We start from the raw sequence: 18,943 nt of genomic DNA, 5'->3' as shown, positions 1-18,943 counted from the left end.
GGATCCACACACGCTGCACCGCTAGTGTGGTGCTCCCGCACCCCCGGTGACCTTTTCGTGACCTTGACCATCTGCCGGTGGAGCGGATCGCTGCACCTGGAGGTTCTCGCCGTGTCCCTGCCCGCCGTCCTACTGGCCGCCGGTTCGTCGCCGTCACCGACCCCCTCGCAGTCGACGACACCGACGGTTCCCACGCTCCAGGACGCCCAGGAAGGCGCGACCAACGCCGCGAGCTGGGTCGAGCAGAACTGGTCCACGTGGCTGGCGATCGGGCTCAGAGTGCTGCTGATCGCGGTGATCGCGATCGTGCTGCGGGTGATCGTGCAGCGGTCGATCACCAAGCTGATCGACCGCATGACCCGCACCGCCCAGGCCGCGGAGGGCACCGCGCTCGGCGGGCTGCTGGTCAACAACGAGCGTCGCCGCCAGCGCTCGCAGGCGATCGGCTCCGTGCTGCGCTCGGTCGCGTCCTTCCTGATCCTCGGCACCGCGGCGCTGATGATCCTCGGCACGTTCCAGATCAACCTGGCGCCGCTGCTGGCCTCGGCCGGTGTCGCGGGCGTGGCGATCGGCTTCGGCGCCCGCAACCTCGTCACGGACTTCCTCTCCGGCGTCTTCATGATCCTCGAGGACCAGTACGGCGTCGGCGACTCCATCGACGCGGGCGTCGCCTCCGGCGAGGTGATCGAGGTGGGCCTGCGCGTGACCAAGCTGCGCGGCGCGGGCGGCGAGATCTGGTACGTCCGCAACGGCGAGGTCAAGCGCATCGGCAACCTCTCCCAGGGCTGGGCGACGGCCGGCGTCGACGTGACCGTGAAGGCGTCCGAGGACCTGGACCGGGTGAAGGCGGTGCTGGACGAGGTCACCGAGAAGATGAGCGCGGAGGAGCCCTGGAACGAGCTCCTGTGGAGCCCGATCGAGGTCCTCGGCCTGGACAGCGTGCTGCTGGACTCGATGGTGGTCCACGTCTCCGCGAAGACGATGCCCGGCAAGTCCCTCACCGTCGAGCGCGAGCTGCGCTGGCGCATCAAGCGCGCCTTCGACGCGGCGGACATCCGCATCGTGGGCGGCGCGACGGCTCCTGCGGAGGAGGAGATACCGGACCCGAACGCGGCGGTCGCTCCCCCGTCGGTGTTCGCCAACTCCGAGTCCCCGCAGGCCGCGGCGGCCTCCCCGATCGTGCAGCAGCGGCCGCCGACGAAGTAGCGGCCGCCCGGCCGCCGGTACCACCACCGCCCCCGAGGTAACGAGTCTGTTGCCTCGGGGGCGGTTTCTATTGACGCCCCCTTCGCCCTGGGCTTACGTTCCTTTCCAGCCAATAGGAAACTTTCCTAACAGTGATCAATGAGAAGCTTCGGGCAGTCGAAAGGCAGGTGGCGCCCCCATGGCAGGAACGGCCGGTACGCCGGGCACCCCGCGCGTCCTGCGCGCCATGAACGACCGCGCGGCGCTCGACCTCCTCCTGGAGCACGGACCGCTGTCCCGCACCCGGATCGGCAAGCTCACCGGCCTGTCCAAGCCGACCGCCTCCCAGCTGCTCGCCCGTCTGGAGGCGGCCGGCCTCGTCCTCGCCACCGGCACCACCGAGGGACGTCCCGGCCCCAACGCCCAGCTGTACGAGGTCAACCCGGCCGCCGCGTACGCCGCCGGACTCGACGTCACCCCGGAACGCATCCTCGCCGCCGTCGCCGACGTCACCGGCCGCACGGTGGGCTCCTACGAACTGCACACCCCGGGCAGGCGGCCCGCCCAGCCCGTCGTCCGCCAGGTCACGGACGCCCTCGACGGTGCCGTGAAGGCCGCGGGCCTCGCCCGCGACGACGTCCACCGGATCGTCATCGGCACCCCCGGCGCCTTCGACCCGAACACCGGCCGCCTGCGCTACGCCTCCCACCTGCCGGGCTGGCACACCCCGAGCCTGCTCGACGAGGTCGCCGCCGCCCTGCCGATGCCGGTCGAGTACGAGAACGACGTCAACCTCGCCGCCGTCGCCGAGCAGCGGCTGGGCGCGGCCCGCGGGCACGAGGACTTCGTGCTGCTGTGGAACGAGGGGGGCCTCGGCGCCGCCCTCGTCCTCGGCGGGCGCCTGCACCGCGGCTGGACCGGCGGCGCCGGCGAGGTCGGCTTCCTGCCGGTGCCGGGCGTACCCCTGGTGCGCCAGGTGACCAAGGCCAACAGCGGTGGCTACCAGGAACTCGCGGGCTCGCAGGCCGTCCCGAAGCTGGCCCGCAGCCTGGGCATCGAGGACATCCCGGCCGGGCCGTACGCCGAGTCCGCCGCCGCCCTCGTCGCCCGCGCGGCCGCCTGCGACGACGGCCCGCACCGGCAGCTGCTCCAGACGTACGCCACCCGCCTCGCCACCGGTCTCGCCTCGCTCGTCTCCGTCCTCGACCCCGAACTCGTCGTCCTCAGCGGCAGCGCCCTCACCTCGGGCGGCGAGGTGCTGCGCGCCCTCGTCCAGGCCGAGCTGGAGGAGCTGGCGGCCTCCCGGCCCCGGCTCGTGGTCGGCGGCGTACCCGAACATCCCGTGCTGCGCGGCGCGCTGGAGAGCGCGCTCGCGGCCACCCGCGACGAGGTCTTCGACACCTCCCGCTGATCCTCTGCCCCCGCGGCCCCAACCCCGCGCCTCCCCTTCACCCGACCCCGTCCCGCCCCTGGGAGACCCTGCCATGCCCGGAAAGTCCTGGAAAGTCGCACCCGGAGTGTCCCGGAAGGCGGTCGCCGCCCTCGCCGCGTCCGCCTCCCTCGCCCTCCTCGCCACCGCCTGCACCGGTCAGTCCTCCTCCGGTGCCGACGACGACGCCTCGAAGGAGACGACCATCAACTTCTGGCACGCCTGGAGCGCGCCGAACGAGGTGAAGGCCGTCAACACGCTGATCGCCGGCTTCGAGAAGGCGCACCCCAACATCCATGTGAACGTCGTCGCCAACATGACCGACGACAAGATCAACCAGGCGCTGCGCACAGGCGGCGACAAGGCCCCGGACGTCATCTCCTCCTTCACCACCAACAACGTCGGCAAGTTCTGCTCCTCGGGTGCGCTGGTCGATCTGAACCCCTTCTTCAAGAAGGCGGACATCGACCCGGAGACGACGTTCCCGAAGGCGATGAACGAGTACACGCAGTTCGACGGCAACCGCTGCACCGCCCCGCTGCTGGGCGACGCCTACGGCCTGTACTACAACAAGACGGCGTTCGCGAAGGCCGGCATCAAGAACCCGCCCAAGACCTGGACCGAGTTCGAGGCCGACGCCAAGAAGCTGACGATCGACGAGGGCGGCAGCTACAAGCAGCTCGGCTTCATGCCGAACTACCACGGCTGGGAGACCACCACCGAACACTACTTCGGGCAGTTCTCGCCGACGTACTTCGACAAGGCCGGCAAGTCCGAGCTCGCCACCGACCCCGCCTTCCAGGCCGGGTTCACGCTGCAGAAGAAGCTCGTCGACGAGCTCGGCGGCTTCAGCAAGCTGGAGACCTACCGCTCCAAGCTCGGCGACGAATGGGGCGTCAAGCACCCCTTCCACACCGGCCAGGTGGCCATGCAGCTGGACGGTGAGTGGCGCCTGGGCATGGCCCTGGACGCCAAGCCCAAGTTCGACATCGGCGTGGCCCCGCTGCCCGTCCCCGACGACCAGGCCGCCCAGTACGGCAAGGGCTACATCACCGGCACCATCACCGGCATCGCCGCCAACAGCCACAAGCAGAACGCGGCCTGGGAGCTGGTGAAGTACATGACCACGGACACGGACGCGGTGGTGAACTTCTCCAACGCCATCCACAACGTCCCCTCGACGCTGGCCGCCCTGAAGTCCCCGAAGCTCAAGTACGACCCGCGCTTCAAGACGTTCCTGGACATCGCCGCGAACCCGAACTCCACGACGTCTCCCGCCTCCGTCAACGGCGGCGTCTACCTGACCACGATCCAGAACTTCGGCTACGACTACGAGAGCGGCAAGGTCACCGACCTCAAGGCGGGCCTGAAGAAGACGGCCGCGCAGATCGACACGGACATCGCGCAGGCGAAGTAATGGCCACGATCACCCTGGCGTCGAAGCGCCGCAGGTCGGCGCTTCGCACCCTCGCCTTCATGTCGCCCTGGCTGATCGGCTTCGCGGTCTTCTTCGCGTACCCGCTGATCTCCACGGTCTACTTCTCCTTCATGCACTACGACGGCTTCAAGCCGCCGACGTGGAGCGGGACGAAGAACTGGACCTACGTCTTCGAGCACTACCCCTTCTTCTGGCCGGCCCTGCGCAACACCCTCTGGCTGGTGCTGGTGATGGTGACGCTGCGGGTCGTGTTCGGCCTCGGCGTCGGCCTGCTGATCACCAAGATCAAGACGGGCACGGGCGTCTTCCGCACCCTGTTCTACCTGCCCTACCTGGCTCCGCCGGTGGCCGCGACGATGGCCTTCGCCTTCCTGCTCAACCCCGGTACGGGTCCGGTCAACTCGATCCTGGAGAAGGTCGGCGTCCCGGCCCCGGGCTGGTTCAACGACCCCCAGTGGTCCAAGCCCGCCCTCACCCTGCTCGCCCTGTGGGGCATCGGCGACCTGATGGTCATCTTCATGGCCGCGCTGCTCGACGTGCCCACCGAGCAGTACGAGGCAGCGGAGCTGGACGGCGCGTCGGCCTGGCAGCGGTTCCGCTACGTGACGCTGCCGAACATCTCGCCGATCGTCATGTTCGCCGTCGTCACCGGCGTGATCCAGACGATGCAGTACTACACGCAGCCGCTCATCGCGGGGAAGGTCGCCTCGGGCGTGATCCAGGGCGCGGGCACCCAGTTCGAGCCCGGCTACCCGGAGAAGTCGACCCTGACCCTCCCCCAGCTCGTCTACAACCTCGGCTTCCAGCGCTTCGACTACGGCTCCGCGTGCGTCGTCGCCCTGGTCCTGTTCGCCCTGTCCATGGTGTTCACCGCGTTCCTGATGCGGCGCCGGGGCGGTCTCAACCTGGCAGGTGACTGACCATGGCCCAAGTCCTGGACAAGCCGGTGCAGTTGAAGGCACCGGTCTCGCCCGCGGAGCGCACGGCCCGCCGCAGGTCGCTGCTGGAGTGGGTCGCGATCCACTCCCTCGGCGTCGCGGCCGCGCTCTTCTTCGTGCTCCCCTTCGTGTTCGTGTTCCTGACCTCGCTGATGAGCGACACCCAGGCACTCAGCCGCGACCTGATCCCGCACACCTGGGAGTGGTCCAACTACAAGAAGGTCTTCGACACCCCGGGCTTCCTGACCTGGTGGCGGAACACGCTGATCTACGCCGGGCTGGGCACGGTGCTGACCGTCGTCTCCTCGATCCCGGTGGCGTACGCCCTGGCCAAGTTCCGCTTCCCCGGCCGCAATCTGGCGCTCATGCTGGTGATCTCGATGATGATGCTGCCGCCCCAGGTGGTCATCATCCCGATGTACCTGTTCTGGGCGAAGCAGCTGGACCTGGCCGGCACCCTGTGGCCGCTGATCATCCCGATGGCGTTCGGCGACGCGTTCTCCATCTTCCTGCTGCGCCAGTTCCTGATGACCATCCCGAACGAGTACCTGGACGCGGCGAAGGTGGACGGCTGCAGCGAGCTGCGCACCCTGCTGAGGGTCGTCCTGCCGATGGCGAAGCCGGGCATCGCGGCCGTGGCCCTGTTCCAGTTCTTCTACGCCTGGAACGACTACTTCGGCCCGCAGATCTACGCCTCGGAGAACCCCGGCGCCTGGACCCTGTCCTACGGCCTGGAGTCGTTCAAGGGCGCGCACCACACCGACTGGAACCTCACCATGGCCGCGACCGTGCTGGTCATGGCCCCCGTGATCCTCGTGTTCTTCTTCGCCCAGAAGGCGTTCGTCGAAGGTGTCACGCTCACCGGAGTGAAGGGTTAACCCCGTATGAAACTCACCGTGGTCGGCGGAGGCTCGACCTACACCCCCGAACTCATCGACGGTTTCGCGCGCCTGCGGGACACCCTGCCCATCGAGGAGCTGGTGCTGGTCGACCCGGCCGCCGAGCGCCTGGAGCTGGTCGGCGGCCTCGCCCGCCGCATCTTCGCCAAGCAGGGCCACGGCGGCCGTATCGTCACCACCTCCGACCTGGAGGCGGGTGCCGACGGCGCCGACGCCGTGCTGCTGCAGCTGCGCGTCGGCGGGCAGGCGGCCCGCGAGCAGGACGAGACCTGGCCGCTGGAGTGCGGCTGCGTCGGCCAGGAGACCACCGGCGCGGGCGGCCTGGCCAAGGCGCTGCGCACCGTCCCGGTGGTCCTGGACATCGCCGAACGCGTCCACCGCGCCAACCCGGACGCCTGGATCATCGACTTCACCAACCCGGTCGGCATCGTCACCCGGGCCCTGCTGCAGGCCGGCCACAAGGCGGTGGGCCTGTGCAACGTGGCGATCGGCTTCCAGCGCAAGTTCGCCGGGATGCTGGGCGTCTCCCCCTCCGACGTGCACCTCGACCACGTCGGCCTCAACCACCTCACGTGGGAGACCGGCGTACGCCTGGAGGGCCCCGAGGGCGAGAACGTGCTGCCCAAGCTGCTGGCCGAGCACGGCGACACGATCGCCGGCGACCTGCGGCTGCCGCGGGCCCTGCTGGACCGCCTGGGCGTGGTCCCCTCGTACTACCTGCGCTACTTCTACGCCCACGACGAGGTCGTGCGCGAGCTGCGCACCAAGCCCTCCCGGGCCGCCGAAGTCGCCGAGATGGAACGGCAGTTGCTGAAGATGTACGGCGACCCGGCGCTCGACGAGAAGCCGGGGCTGCTCGCCAAGCGCGGCGGCGCCTACTACTCGGAGGCCGCGGTGGACCTGGCGGCCGCGCTGCTGGGCGGTGGCGGCAGCCCGTACCAGGTGGTCAACACCTACAACCGGGGCACGCTGCCCTTCCTGCCCGACGACGCGGTCATCGAGGTGCAGGCCGCCGTGGGCGCGAAGGGAGCGCTCCCGCTGGCGGTGCCGTCCGTCGACCCGCTGTACGCGGGCCTGATGGCGAACGTGACGGCCTACGAGGACCTGGCCCTGGAGGCGGCGCTGCGCGGCGGCCGCGACCGGGTCTTCCGCGCCCTGCTCGCCCACCCCCTCATCGGGCAGTACGCGTACGCGGACGCCCTGACCGACCAGCTGATCGCACACAACCGGGAGCATCTCGCGTGGGCATGACCGCACGTGTCCTCGCCGTCGACGCGGGCAACAGCAAGACCGACGTCGCGGTCGTGGCGGCCGACGGGACCGTCCTCGCCACCGCCCGCGGCGGCGGGTTCCGGCCGCCGGTGGTGGGCGTGCAGGCGGCCGTGGACGCCCTCGCCACGGCGGTGGACACCGCGTTCGCCGCGGCGGGGGTGAGCGCCGTGGACCAGGTCTCCGCGTGCCTGGCCAACGCCGACTTCCCCGTCGAGGAGGAGCAGCTGGCGGCCGCGCTGCACGCGCGCGCGTGGGGCACGGCCGTCCAGGTCCGCAACGACACCTTCGCCATCCTGCGCGCGGGCATCACCGAGCCGCGTGGCGTGGCCGTCGTCTGCGGCGCGGGCATCAACTGCGTCGGCATGCGCCCCGACGGCCGCACCGCCCGCTTCCCCGCGATCGGGCGCATCTCCGGTGACTGGGGCGGCGGATGGGGCCTGGCGGAGGAGGCGCTGTGGTTCGCCGCGCGCGCGGAGGACGGCCGCGGCGAACCCACGGAACTGGCCCGCACGCTCCCGGCCCACTTCGGCCTCCCCACCATGCTCACGCTGATCGAGGCGCTGCACCTGGAACAGGTGCCGCACGAGCGCCGCCACGAACTGACGCCGGTGCTCTTCGCGACGGCGGCGGGCGGCGACCCGATCGCCCGCGCGATCGTCGACCGGCTCGCCGACGAGGTGGTCACCATGGCGACGGTGGCCCTGACCCGCCTCGACCTGCTGGAGGAGGAGACCCCGGTGCTGCTCGGCGGCGGCGTCCTGGCCGCACAGCATCCCCAACTCAGCGACGGTATCCGCGAGTTGCTGGCCGTGCGGGCGCCGAAGGCGGTGCCCCGGGTGGTGACGGCGAGTCCGGTGCTGGGCGCGGCGCTGCTGGGCCTGGACCGGGTGGACGCGTCGGCGGAGGTGCACGAAAGGGTGCGCGCCCACTTCGAATCCTGAGCCTCGGCGAGCCATAATCGACCGGGCCGCAGCAAGGGTCCGGGGCGTCGGCCCCGGACCGGAACCGAACTGATTCCCCAGGCGTATTCATGGGCAGGGTGATGCGGAACCCTGCCCTGCCGCCGGCAGGACCCGCCAGGGATACTTGCGGCGACGGATGACCATGGGGGAGGTCGAAGTGACACATCCGCCGAAGAGCAGTGCGGCGCCACCGGGATCCGGCGTGCCCACGATGCCGGCCGTGCCGCCGCAACAGCAGCAGGGGCAGCAGCCCGCTCCCCCGCCGCCCCCGAACCCCACCGTCCCGTCCGAGCCCGCCGCGACCCGCCGCACGGCCTTCGCCGAAGGCGTCGACCGGCTGCGGGACGCGGCCACGACGGAGCCGGGCCGGCTGCGCATCATCGGCGCGCTCGTCGCCCTCCTCGTCGTCGCGTTCGGCGCGGTCACCGCCTGGCAGATGACCGACCGCGCGACGGCCGCCGACGACGTGCTCACCAGCAGCCAGCCGCTCAGCTCGGACGCGGCCGACATCTACCGCTCGCTCGCCGACGCCAACACGGCGGCGGCCAGCGGCTATCTCGCGGGCCCGCAGGAGAAGCCGGCGATGCGCAAGCGGTACGAGGACGACATCCGCACGGCCGCGCAGAAGCTGGTCACCGCCGCCTCCAACTCCAAGGCGGGCTCCGACTCGGCGAAGACCATCGAGGACCTCAACACGCTGCTGCCGCAGTACAAGGGCCTGATCGAGACGGCCCGCGCCAACAACCGCCAGGGCTACCCGGTGGGCAGCGCCTACCTGCGCGCGGCCAACGAGCAGATGCAGCAGCAGATGCTGCCCAAGGCCGAGGACCTGTACCAGAAGGAGAACCAGCGGCTCCAGTCCGACTACGCCGACGCGAAGTCCTTCCCGTGGCCCGCGATCGGCCTCGGCCTCGTCGCGCTCGGCGGTCTGGCCTGGGTCCAGCGCCGCAACTACCTGCGCACCAACCGGGTGCTCAACCACGGCCTGGTCACCGCCTCGGCGGCCTCCGCGGTGGTGCTGCTCTGGCTGGCCGTCGGCCACACCGTCGCCCGCGCCGGGCTGAACGACTCCTACGACCACGGCGTCCGCTCGCTCAACGTCCTGCACGACGCCCGCATCGCGTCCCTGACCGCCCGCAGCGACGAGAACCTCAGTCTGATCCGCCGCGGCGCGGACACCAAGGACGTCAACGGCAAGCCCGTGGACGCGTACGCGTTCGGCTACGACGACCAGATCGGCCGGCTGGCCACGTCGCTGACCAAGGCCGGCGGCCTCGCGGACGACTCGGCGGGCAGGAAGCCCGTGAAGGACGCGAACAGCTTCATGCAGGCGTGGAAGGACCGGCACGGCGTCGCCCAGGGACTCAACGACAAGGGCGAGTACCAGCAGGCCCGTGACAAGGTCATCGGCGTCGGCAAGGATCCCACGAGCGTGTGCTTCGACAACGTGGACAAGGCCCTGCAGACGGCGCTCCTGCACGAGCAGGCGGAGTTCAAGCAGGCCGCGGGCAACGGCAAGGACGCCTTGACCGGGCTGCCCTACGGCGCCGCGGTCCTGGCCGTGCTGGGCGCGGCCGGCGCGGTGCTGGGCATCGGGCGCAGGCTGTCGGAGTACCGGTGAGAGGGGGCGTGAAGATGGATGCACACCGTCTGGCCCGACGTCTGCGAGCCGGGCTGCGGGGCTGGGGCGGGGTCGGCGCGATGGCGGCCGTCTGCGTGCTGGCCCTCGCCTTCGTGCTGCTGCTGCCCCACACCCAGTCGGGCGGTGCCCCGGACACCGGCGGCCGGCGCCTCGCCCACGGCACCCAGGCCAGGGCGGACACGAAGTGCGACAACGGCCTGGCCCCGCAGGACCAGAGCCTGTCGCCGTCCGGCGGTGGCGGCACCGACGTCGTCGACAAGATCAAGGCCCGCAAGGACCGGCGGCTGATCGTCGGCGTCGACACCAACAGCTACCGCTGGGGCTACCTCAACCCGAACAACACCTCCGGCGCGCTGGAGGGCTTCGACATCGACCTCGTCCACCAGATCGCCAAGGACCTCCTCGGCGACCCGAACGCGGTCTCCTTCAAGGCCATCCCGACCAACCAGCGCATTCCGGCCATCCAGAGCGGCGAGGTCGACATGGTGGTGCGCACCATGACCATCAACTGCGACCGCCTGAGGGACGTCGCCTTCTCCGCCCCCTACTTCAGGACCGGCCAGCAGGTCCTCGCGCCCAAGAAGTCGACGATCAAGGGCTACGACGGCAGCCTCGCCGGGCGGAAGGTCTGCTCGGCCGAGGGCTCCACCGCGCTGGACAACCTCAAGGCGGACAAGGGCGGCAGGATCCCCGCCTCCACCGACATAGGCACGGTCGTCCCCAACCAGCTCGACTGCCTGGTGAAGTTGCAGCTCGGCGAGGTCGACGCGGTGGTCACCGACGGCGCGCTCGCCGCGAGCCAGGCCGCGCAGGACCCGACGGTCGAACTGAAGGGCGGCCTGTTCACCGACGAGTACTACGGCGTGGCGATGAAACGGGGTTCGGACGATCTGGTACGCCAGGTCAACCGGACCCTGCAGAACTACATCAAGAACGGTGGATGGGCCGCCTCGTACGCGAAGTGGCTGCACCCCACCATGGACCAGGGCGACAAGAAGTCGACGTCGGCGACCCCTCCCACCGCCCACTACAAGTGACCGATCATCGGACGGACGCCGGCGAACGGACGTCAGGGACCACACGACGGCACACGACAGCAGCGAGAGGTGATCGATGGGCGCCACGGACCCCGCCGGGCCGGTGATGGACCGGGACGAGGTGGACCGTGCGCTGGCGCGGCTCGGCGCGGAGCACGAGGCGATCGAGACCTCGCTCCTCGCCCTGCAGGACCACGCGGGCCGCAGGCTCCTGGAGGGCGCGGAGCTCACCGGCGTCACCAAGGAGCGCTGGACGGCCGCGGACGCGTCGATCACGCTGCTGTGGACCTACTTCGACGCCTACACGGACGCGTTGCGCTCCGCCCGGGACATCCGCTCCCGCCGCCGCTGGTCCAGCCACGAGGACCTGGTGGAGCTGACCGAGCTGCTGCGCGGCGAGGCCGTGACCATCGCGGACTCCGCCATGGCCACGGCGAACGCGCCCACGCTGCACGGCGGTTCGGGCAAGCTCAGCCGGCGCTTCTCGCTGGCCGCCCTGGTCGACGTGATGAACGAGCTGTACGCGACGAGCCTGGACATGGTCGTCGCCGCCGACGCGGTCTGGTCGGCGCTGCCCGCGCGGATCGACTTACTGGCCGCGGAGCTCCAGCGCACCCGCAAGCTCGCCCACTCCGTCGGCGTGCGCCCCGGGGAGCACCCGGCCGGCGACGACCTCGAGCGCATCACGCGCACCCTGACCTCCCTGCGCGAACAGGTGGTCTCCGACCCGCTCGCCTACTGGCTGCCCGCACAGGGCAGTTCGGCGCCCGGCGGCGGCCGTCCGGACACCACCGTCTACGACCGCGAGGCGCGCGCCCTGGAGGAGGTGCGCCGGGAGATCGACGCCGTGCTCACCGTCCGGCAGGACGCCGAGCAGCGGCTGGTGAGGCTGCGGGACGTGCTCAGCCGCGCGGACCGCACGCTCGCCGAGGCGCGCACCGCGCGCGGGGAGGTCCTCGCGAAGATCGCCGCCACGGAGGTGCCGGTCGTCAGCGGTCCGCCGACCCAGCTCCAGGAGCAGCTGGCGACGGCCGCCGAGTACCGCAGACACGCGCAGTGGCACCGGCTCTCCCCGCTCCTGGAGTCCCTGGAGGAGAAGGCGGAGGACGAACTGCTGCGGGCCCGCGAGTCGCTGACCGCGGTGACCGCACCGCTGGCGGTCCGCGCGGAGCTGCGCGGCCGCCTCGACGCGTACAAGGCCAAGGTGGCCCGGCACGGGCTCGCCGAGGACCCGTTCCTGATCGAGCGGTACGACGCGGCGCGCCGCATGCTGTGGAGTGCGCCCTGCGACCTGCGCGTCGCCGAACAGGCCGTGCTGCGCTACCAGCACGCGGCCGCCGAAGCGCTGAGCACCCCGCGGGTGCCGGGTCAGAGCGGACCCGCCGACCGCAGGGGGCCGGGAGCGTGAGTGACGAAGGGGGTGCTGTGACGTCATGAGTGGTCAGGCACAGCAGCAGTGCCAGCGGCCGGACTGCGAGGGCACGTACGAGGACGTGGGCGGCGGTGAGCTGTACTGCGACACCTGCGGCCTGGCGCCGGTGGTCTCGCAGAACGGCATGGTGAGCTCGCCCGCCACGGGCATCACGGGCGGCAACAAGGGTTCGCGCGGCAGCGGCAGTTCGCGCTCCAGCAGCCGTAGCAGCTCTCGTACGTCCTCGCAGTCGTCGAAGTCGCGGCGCTCGGTCTCCGGGCGGCTCTCCCGCTCCCTGTCGGGCCGCAGCTCCAGCCGCTCCGTGTCGGTGCGCAGCTCCGGCTCCAGCACCAACACCAGCGCCCGAGGCCGGCTGGGCGTGGGCCTGGTGCAGGTGCCGGACGTGCCGCGCCCCGACCCGCGCGCGATGGTCCTGGAGAACCCGGAGGTGCCCGAGCGCAAGCGGTTCTGCTCGCGCTCCGACTGCGGTGCGCCGGTCGGCCGGGCGCGCGGTGAGCGGCCGGGCCGCACGGAGGGCTTCTGCACCAAGTGCGGCCACCCGTACTCCTTCGTGCCGAAGCTGAAGACCGGCGACGTGGTGCACGGCCAGTACGAGGTCGTGGGCTGTCTGGCGCACGGCGGGCTCGGCTGGGTCTACCTCGCCGTCGACAAGGCGGTCTCCGACCGCTGGGTGGTCCTCAAGGGCCTGCTCGACACCGGCGACCAGGACGCGATGGCGGCGGCGATCTCCGAGCGGCGCTTCCTGGCCGAGATCGAGCACTCCAACATCGTGCGGATCTACAACTTCGTCGAGCACCTCGACCAGCGCACCGGCTCCCTGGACGGCTACATCGTCATGGAGTACGTCGGCGGCAAGTCGCTGAAGGAGATCGCCAACTCGCGCCGTACGGCCGCGGGCAAGCGTGATCCGCTGCCGGTGGAGCAGGCGTGCGCGTACGGCATCGAGGCGCTGGAGGCGCTCGGCCATCTGCACAGCCGCAACCTGCTGTACTGCGACTTCAAGGTCGACAACGCCATCCAGACCGAGGACCAGCTCAAGCTCATCGACATGGGCGCGGTGCGCCGCATGGACGACGAGGAGTCGGCGATCTACGGCACGGTGGGCTACCAGGCGCCCGAGGTCGCCGAGGTCGGCCCGTCGGTGGCGTCCGACCTCTACACGGTCGCCCGCACGCTCGCGGTCCTCACCTTCGACTTCCAGGGCTACACGAACGTCTTCGTGGACTCCCTGCCCGACCCGGACAACATCGAGGTCTTCCGCCGGTACGAGTCCTTCTACCGGCTGCTGGTGCGCGCCACCGACCCCGACGCGGCCCGCCGGTTCGCCTCCGCGCAGGAGATGGCGGAGCAGCTGACGGGCGTGCTGCGCGAGGTCGTCTCCCTGCAGTCGGGGCGGGCACGGCCCGCGCTGTCGACGCTGTTCGGGCCCGAACTGAGAGTCACCGACACGGAGTTGTTCCCCAAGCTGGAGGGGGACGTGTCGCTGCTGGGGACGCGGGCGCTGCCCCGGGCGAAGCAGCAGCCCCGGCTGCCCGCCTCGCCCGACGGCACCCCGGCGATCGTCAAGACCGTCAACTCCCCCGTCGCGGCCCTCGCCCTGCCGGTCCCCCGCGTCGACCCCGCGGACCCGAACGCCGGCTTCCTCGCGGGCCTGATGACGACCGCGCCGGCCGAGCTGCTCGGGGCGCTGGCCGCCGCGCCGTCGCCGTCGATCGAGACCCGGCTGCGGCAGATCCGCGCCTGGCTGGAGAACGGCGACTCGTACACCGCGCTGGAGGCGCTGCTCAACCTGGAGGAGGAGCGGCCCGACGACTGGCGGGTCGTCTGGTACCGGGGCGTCGCGGCCCTGGTGACGGGCGACCACGAGGGCGCGGCGCTCGCCTTCGACGCGATCTACGACGCCTTCCCGGGCGAGCCCGCGCCCAAGCTGGCGCTCGGCCTGTGCGCCGAGGTGCTGGGCCAGCTGGACAACGCGGCGGAGTACTACCACCTGGTGTGGGCGACCGACCCGAGCTACGTCAGCGCCGCCTTCGGCCTGGCCCGCGTCCAGCTCGCCACCGGGGACCGGCCGAGCGCCGTACGGACGCTGGAGTCGGTGCCGGAGTCGTCGATCCACTACACGGCCGCCCGGGTGGCCGCGGTGCGGGCGCGGCTGCGCGGCCGTACGGCGACCGCCGGGGACACGGCGTTCCTGGACGACCTGACCGCCGCCGCGCGGCAGGTGGAGGCGCTGGACGCCTACGGTCTGGACCCGGCGCGCCGGGAGCAGTTGTCGGCCGAGGTCCTCGGCTGCGCGCTGGACTGGATACTCTCCGGAGGGCAGGGTTCCGCGCCCGTCGCTCAACGGGTGCTGCTCGGCAGCGATCTGGACGAGCGGGGCCTCCGCTTCGGCCTGGAGCGTTCGTACCGCACGCTGGCCCGGCTGGCGCCCGGCGGCGAGGAGAGGATCGACCTGGTGGAACGTGCCAACCGTTACCGCCCCCGGACGTGGGTGTAGTTGATGTCGCAGATGCCCCAGCAGGCCGCCCTGTCGAACTGCCCGAGCTGCGAGTGGCCGCTCGAGTCGGACGACCGTTTCTGCGGCGCGTGCGGATACGACCTGTCCGCGGTGCCCGCGCCGCCGGACGACCACCCGACGATCGCCCTGAACGGCTCGGTGCCGCCTCCGGCCGACGGCGGCGACCGCGGTGCGGCCTGGCCGCTCGCCGCCGAGCCGGACAGCTCCGACACCCCGGCGGCCACGCACCGCTCGGCGGACCTGCCCGGCACGGACTCGGGCGACTCCCCGCTGCCGCCGGAGCCGCCCACGGGTTCGCCGGTCTCCCCGGCCTCCGGGGTGCGCTTCGACCGGCCGCCGGAGCCCGACGAGTACCCGCTCCAGGCACCGGACCCGCGCATCGCCGACCTCTCCGGCTCCGCCGGGACGGCCAAGCTCTGCGTGGCCTGCCGCGCGGGCCGGGTCGACAGCGACGGATACTGCGAGAACTGCGGGCACGCCCAGCCCCGCGAGCGCGACCACATGGAGCAGGAGGCGGGACCGATCGCCGCGGTCAGCGACCGCGGACTGCGCCACCACCGCAACGAGGACGCGTTCGGCATCGGCCAGGCCACCCTCCCGGACGGCTCCCCCGCGTCCGTGGCCGTGGTCTGCGACGGCGTCTCCTCGGCGACCCGCCCCGACGACGCCTCGCTCGCCGCCGGCCGGGCCGCGAGCGAGTCGCTGCTGACCGCCCTGCCGCGCGGCACCCACCCGCAGCAGGCCATGCACGACGCGATCGTGACGGCCTCGCACGCGGTCAACGCCCTGGCCGACGAGCCCGCCACCGCCCGCGAGCACAGCCCGCACCAGAACGCGCCCGCGTGCACGATCGTCGGCGCGATCGTGACGCCCGGGCTGCTGGTCGTCGGCTGGGTCGGCGACAGCCGCGTCTACTGGGTCCCGGTGGACCGCAGCTCGCCCCCGGCCCGGCTCACCGAGGACGACTCCTGGGCCGCGCAGATGGTCTCCGCGGGCCTGATGAACGAGGCCGAGGCGTACGCCGACGAGCGCGCCCACGCGATCACCGGCTGGCTCGGCGCGGACGCCTACGAGCTGGAGCCGCACACCGCTTCCTTCAAGCCGGACCGGCCTGGTGTGGTGGTGGTGTGCACGGACGGGTTGTGGAACTACGCCGAGGCGGCGGAGGAGATGGCCGAGATCGTCCCGCCGGACGCCGCGACCCGGCCGCTGCACAGCGCCCGCGTCCTGGTGGGCCATGCCCTGGACGGCGGGGGCCACGACAACGTAACAGTGGCCGTCGTCCCGTTCCCGGCCGTGCCTCAGGGGGCAGGATCGGCCTGAGGCCGCGTACGGGGGCGGTCTCCCCGGATCGGAGGGGACCGGTCCACTTCCAGGAATCACCTCGCGACTGTGAGGTTTTCAAGGGGGATTTGAGTAGGCATGGCCAATTTCTCGAAGTCCAACGTGCCGCAGTTCTCGATGGACGTGTACCAGAACGAGTACCTGCCGGAGGGCGGTCGCGAGGTCAACGCCATCGTCACGGTGACCGCCACCGGAGGCGGCACGGTCGGCAGCGCCGTGGCCGCACCCCACCTCTACGCGCCGGGACAGGGCCCGTCCGCGGCCGTGGCGATCATGGTCGACTGCTCCGGCTCGATGGACTACCCGCCGACGAAGATGCGCAACGCCCGGGACGCGACGGCCGCCGCGGTCGACACCCTGCGCGACGGCGTGCACTTCGCGGTGATCGGCGGCACCCACGTCGCCAAGGAGGTCTACCCGGGCGGCGGCCGCCTCGCCGTCGCCGACGCCACCACCCGCGAGCAGGCCAAGCAGGCGCTGCGCAAGCTCAGCGCGGGCGGCGGCACGGCCATCGGCACCTGGCTGCGCCTGGCCGACCGCCTGCTCGCCTCGGCCGACGTCGCCATCCGCCACGGCATCCTGCTCACCGACGGCCGCAACGAGCACGAGTCGCCCGAGGACCTCAAGGCCGCCCTGGACGCCTGTGCCGGACGGTTCACCTGTGACGCACGGGGCGTGGGCACCGACTGGGAAGTGAAAGAAGTCACAGGGATCGCCTCCGCGCTGCTGGGCACGGCCGACATCGTCGCCGACCCGGCCGGCCTCGCCGCCGACTTCACGCACATGATGGAGACGGCCATGGGCAAGGAGGTCGCCGACGTGACCCTCAGGCTGTGGATCCCGGTGGGCACCGCCATCAAATTCGTCAAGCAAGTCGCCCCGACCGTCGAGGAGTTGACCGACCGCCGCACGGAAGCCGGCCCGCGCGCCGGGGACTACCCCACGGGCTCCTGGGGCGACGAGTCCCGTGACTACCACGTATGCGTCGAGGTGCCCTCCGCGGGCATCGGCCAGGAGATGCTGGCCGCCCGGGTCTCGCTGGTCATCCCGCAGCCCGACGGCAGCGCGCAGAACCTCGGCGCCCAGGGCCTCGTCCGGGCCGTGTGGACCGACGACATGGCCGCCTCCACGTCGATCAACCCGCAGGTCGCCCACTACACCGGGCAGGCCGAACTGGCACAGGCCATCCAGCAGGGGCTCGACCTGCGCAAAGCGGGAGATTTCGACGGAGCAACGGCCAAACTGGGCCGGGCCGTTCAACTCGCCAGCGCCTCCGGAAACGCGGATACTGCGAAACTGCTTGCGAAGGTGGTGGACGTGGTCGACGCCGCGACCGGTACTGTGCGACTGAAGGCGAAGGTCGAGGAGGCCGACGAGATGACGCTCGAAACTCGGTCGACAAAGACTGTTCGTGTAAAGAAGTGACCTGGTAACGAGCGAGCCCGACCCCCCGGGGTTGGAGAAACCCGGCCATACGGCCGGAAAAGGAGAGGGGGAAGCGCCGACATGCCGACCTGCCCGAACGGACACCAGTCGGGTTCCGACGACTGGTGCGAGGTCTGCGGTCACCGCATGGCCGGTGCCGTGCCTCCGCCCCCTCCGCCGCCCCCGCCCGGCGGCGGCTACGGCTTCCCGCCGCCCGGCCAGGGCCCGCAGCCCGGCCGTGGCCACCTGTCCTCCGTGCCGGACCCCGAGCCGGAGCTCTGCCCGCAGTGCCGTACGCCCCGTGAGGGCGGCGCGCCGTTCTGCGAGGAGTGCCGGTGGAACTTCCTGACGAACACGGCGACCTCCTACACCCCCGCCGCCCCGCGCCCGCCGGCGCCCGGCCCCGCGGTGCGCTTCCAGCAGCCGCCCGGCGGCCCCGGTGGTCCCGGTGGTCCGGGCGGCCCCGGCCCGTCGTACGGCGGGGCCGGTGACTCGTACGAGTACCAGGGCTCGCGCCCGTCGCAGATGAACCGTCCCGCCGAGCCGATCCCGCCGAGCCCGCCCTACGGCTCGGACCCGGCCGGCCCGGGCGGCCCCTTCGGCGACCCGTCCGGCTTCGGCCAGGACCCCTCGCGCCCGGTCCCGCCGCCGCCCGGCCCGACGCCGCACGCCGGTCCCGGCGGACAGGGCGGTCCCGGTGGCCCGGGTGCTCCCGGCGGTCCCGGTGGCCCCGGTGGGGCCCCGCAGGCGTTCCACCAGCCCGGTCCGCCGGCCCCGCCCGGCTTCCCGCAGGAGACGGGGCGGCCGCCGCAGCCCGGCGGCCCGTCCTTCGGCGGCGGTGACGACGACTGGGTGATCTCCCCGCCGACCGGCGGCCCCGGCGGTCAGGGCGGCCCCGGTGGTCCCGGCGGCCCCGGCCAGGGCGGTGGCTACGGCTACCCGCAGCAGCCGGGCCCGACCCAGGCCCCGCCCCCGCCGCCCGGCCAGGGCTACGGGCAGCCGCCCGCCGGCCCGGCCACCTGGATGGCGACGATCGGCCCGGACCGCGAGTACTTCATGGCGATGATGCAGCGCTCCGGCCCCGAGGCCGCGGGCCTGAACCTGCCCGCGTACTCGCCCGAGCAGCAGCGCACGCTCAGCGGCAACCAGATCACCATCGGGCGCCGCCGCCACTCCACCGGCGACACCCCGGACATCGACCTGGCGGTGCCGCCGGAGGACCCGGGCGTCTCGCACCAGCACGCGGTGCTGGTCCAGCAGCCGGACGGCAGCTGGGCGGTCGTCGACCAGAACTCGACGAACGGCACGACGGTCAACAACTCCGAGGAGCCGATCCAGCCCTTCGTGCCGGTGCCGCTCCAGGACGGCGACCGGGTGCACGTGGGCGCCTGGACGACGATCACGATCCGCCGCGGCTAGAGG

General features: G+C 71.9%; 14 protein-coding genes. All 14 read left to right on the top strand.

The window, feature by feature from the left end; translation table 11 throughout:
- The first annotated feature begins 111 nt into the window (after nt 1-111).
- Entirely contained in the window at nt 112-1,206 is a 1,095-nt protein-coding gene (locus ACFU97_RS29380; protein ID WP_384262677.1) for a mechanosensitive ion channel family protein, read from the top strand.
- A 178-nt stretch (nt 1,207-1,384) separates the two neighbouring features.
- Nucleotides 1,385-2,596, top strand: a complete 1,212-nt coding sequence (locus tag ACFU97_RS29375) for an ROK family protein (RefSeq protein WP_384262452.1) — start codon at nt 1,385-1,387, stop codon at nt 2,594-2,596.
- Nucleotides 2,597-2,669: 73 nt separating this feature from the next.
- Nucleotides 2,670-4,031: an ABC transporter substrate-binding protein gene (locus ACFU97_RS29370; protein ID WP_384262450.1), complete on the top strand. Its 1,362-nt coding sequence runs from the start codon at nt 2,670-2,672 to the stop codon at nt 4,029-4,031.
- Complete coding sequence (locus ACFU97_RS29365; protein WP_384262448.1) at nt 4,031-4,972, top strand: carbohydrate ABC transporter permease; 942 nt, start codon at nt 4,031-4,033, stop codon at nt 4,970-4,972. The genes ACFU97_RS29370 and ACFU97_RS29365 overlap by 1 nt, the downstream gene beginning before the upstream one ends.
- A 2-nt stretch (nt 4,973-4,974) precedes the next feature.
- On the top strand, nt 4,975-5,868 hold the full coding sequence (locus tag ACFU97_RS29360; protein WP_384262446.1) for a carbohydrate ABC transporter permease: 894 nt from the start codon (nt 4,975-4,977) through the stop codon (nt 5,866-5,868).
- 6 nt (nt 5,869-5,874) lie between these two features.
- Nucleotides 5,875-7,140, top strand: a complete 1,266-nt coding sequence (locus tag ACFU97_RS29355) for a 6-phospho-beta-glucosidase (protein ID WP_384262443.1) — start codon at nt 5,875-5,877, stop codon at nt 7,138-7,140.
- Nucleotides 7,131-8,102 (top strand): N-acetylglucosamine kinase, encoded by a 972-nt coding sequence (locus ACFU97_RS29350; protein WP_384262441.1) that lies wholly within the window; start codon nt 7,131-7,133, stop codon nt 8,100-8,102. Before ACFU97_RS29355 ends, ACFU97_RS29350 begins: the two co-directional genes overlap by 10 nt.
- Nucleotides 8,103-8,334: 232 nt before the next feature.
- Entirely contained in the window at nt 8,335-9,744 is a 1,410-nt protein-coding gene (locus tag ACFU97_RS29345) for a hypothetical protein (RefSeq protein ID WP_384262674.1), read from the top strand.
- Nucleotides 9,745-9,758: 14 nt separating this feature from the next.
- The gene (locus ACFU97_RS29340; RefSeq protein WP_384262439.1) at nt 9,759-10,802 is read left to right on the top strand and encodes a glutamate ABC transporter substrate-binding protein; all 1,044 of its coding nucleotides are present in this window, start codon (nt 9,759-9,761) and stop codon (nt 10,800-10,802) included.
- A 76-nt stretch (nt 10,803-10,878) separates the two neighbouring features.
- Entirely contained in the window at nt 10,879-12,210 is a 1,332-nt protein-coding gene (locus tag ACFU97_RS29335) for a hypothetical protein (protein ID WP_384262437.1), read from the top strand.
- A 25-nt stretch (nt 12,211-12,235) separates the two neighbouring features.
- Nucleotides 12,236-14,731: a tetratricopeptide repeat protein gene (locus ACFU97_RS29330; protein ID WP_384262435.1), complete on the top strand. Its 2,496-nt coding sequence runs from the start codon at nt 12,236-12,238 to the stop codon at nt 14,729-14,731.
- A gap of 3 nt (nt 14,732-14,734) precedes the next feature.
- A complete protein-coding gene (locus ACFU97_RS29325; protein WP_384262432.1) occupies nt 14,735-16,075 on the top strand; it encodes a protein phosphatase 2C domain-containing protein in 1,341 nt (446 codons plus the stop codon).
- A gap of 99 nt (nt 16,076-16,174) precedes the next feature.
- Complete coding sequence (locus ACFU97_RS29320; protein ID WP_384262429.1) at nt 16,175-17,521, top strand: VWA domain-containing protein; 1,347 nt, start codon at nt 16,175-16,177, stop codon at nt 17,519-17,521.
- Between the two features lie 81 nt (nt 17,522-17,602).
- A complete protein-coding gene (locus tag ACFU97_RS29315) occupies nt 17,603-18,940 on the top strand; it encodes an FHA domain-containing protein (RefSeq protein ID WP_384262427.1) in 1,338 nt (445 codons plus the stop codon).
- Nucleotides 18,941-18,943: the final 3 nt, after the last annotated feature.

Source organism: Streptomyces sp. NPDC057616 (assembly GCF_042800575.1).
GTDB lineage: Bacteria > Actinomycetota > Actinomycetes > Streptomycetales > Streptomycetaceae > Streptomyces.
The sequence above is the reverse complement of the archived record's forward strand: the minus strand, read 5'-3'. Positions and strand labels throughout refer to the sequence as shown.

What these genes read in the sequence shown, in the direction of transcription:
- ACFU97_RS29375 (WP_384262452.1), top strand. Translation starts at nt 1,385, where the DNA reads ATGGCAGGAACGGCCGGTACGCCGGGCACCCCGCGCGTCCTGCGCGCC.
- ACFU97_RS29370 (WP_384262450.1), top strand. Translation starts at nt 2,670, where the DNA reads ATGCCCGGAAAGTCCTGGAAAGTCGCACCCGGAGTGTCCCGGAAGGCG.
- ACFU97_RS29365 (WP_384262448.1), top strand. Translation starts at nt 4,031, where the DNA reads ATGGCCACGATCACCCTGGCGTCGAAGCGCCGCAGGTCGGCGCTTCGC.
- ACFU97_RS29360 (WP_384262446.1), top strand. Translation starts at nt 4,975, where the DNA reads ATGGCCCAAGTCCTGGACAAGCCGGTGCAGTTGAAGGCACCGGTCTCG.
- ACFU97_RS29355 (WP_384262443.1), top strand. Translation starts at nt 5,875, where the DNA reads ATGAAACTCACCGTGGTCGGCGGAGGCTCGACCTACACCCCCGAACTC.
- ACFU97_RS29345 (WP_384262674.1), top strand. Translation starts at nt 8,335, where the DNA reads ATGCCGGCCGTGCCGCCGCAACAGCAGCAGGGGCAGCAGCCCGCTCCC.
- ACFU97_RS29340 (WP_384262439.1), top strand. Translation starts at nt 9,759, where the DNA reads ATGGATGCACACCGTCTGGCCCGACGTCTGCGAGCCGGGCTGCGGGGC.
- ACFU97_RS29335 (WP_384262437.1), top strand. Translation starts at nt 10,879, where the DNA reads ATGGGCGCCACGGACCCCGCCGGGCCGGTGATGGACCGGGACGAGGTG.
- ACFU97_RS29330 (WP_384262435.1), top strand. Translation starts at nt 12,236, where the DNA reads ATGAGTGGTCAGGCACAGCAGCAGTGCCAGCGGCCGGACTGCGAGGGC.
- ACFU97_RS29325 (WP_384262432.1), top strand. Translation starts at nt 14,735, where the DNA reads ATGTCGCAGATGCCCCAGCAGGCCGCCCTGTCGAACTGCCCGAGCTGC.
- ACFU97_RS29320 (WP_384262429.1), top strand. Translation starts at nt 16,175, where the DNA reads ATGGCCAATTTCTCGAAGTCCAACGTGCCGCAGTTCTCGATGGACGTG.
- ACFU97_RS29315 (WP_384262427.1), top strand. Translation starts at nt 17,603, where the DNA reads ATGCCGACCTGCCCGAACGGACACCAGTCGGGTTCCGACGACTGGTGC.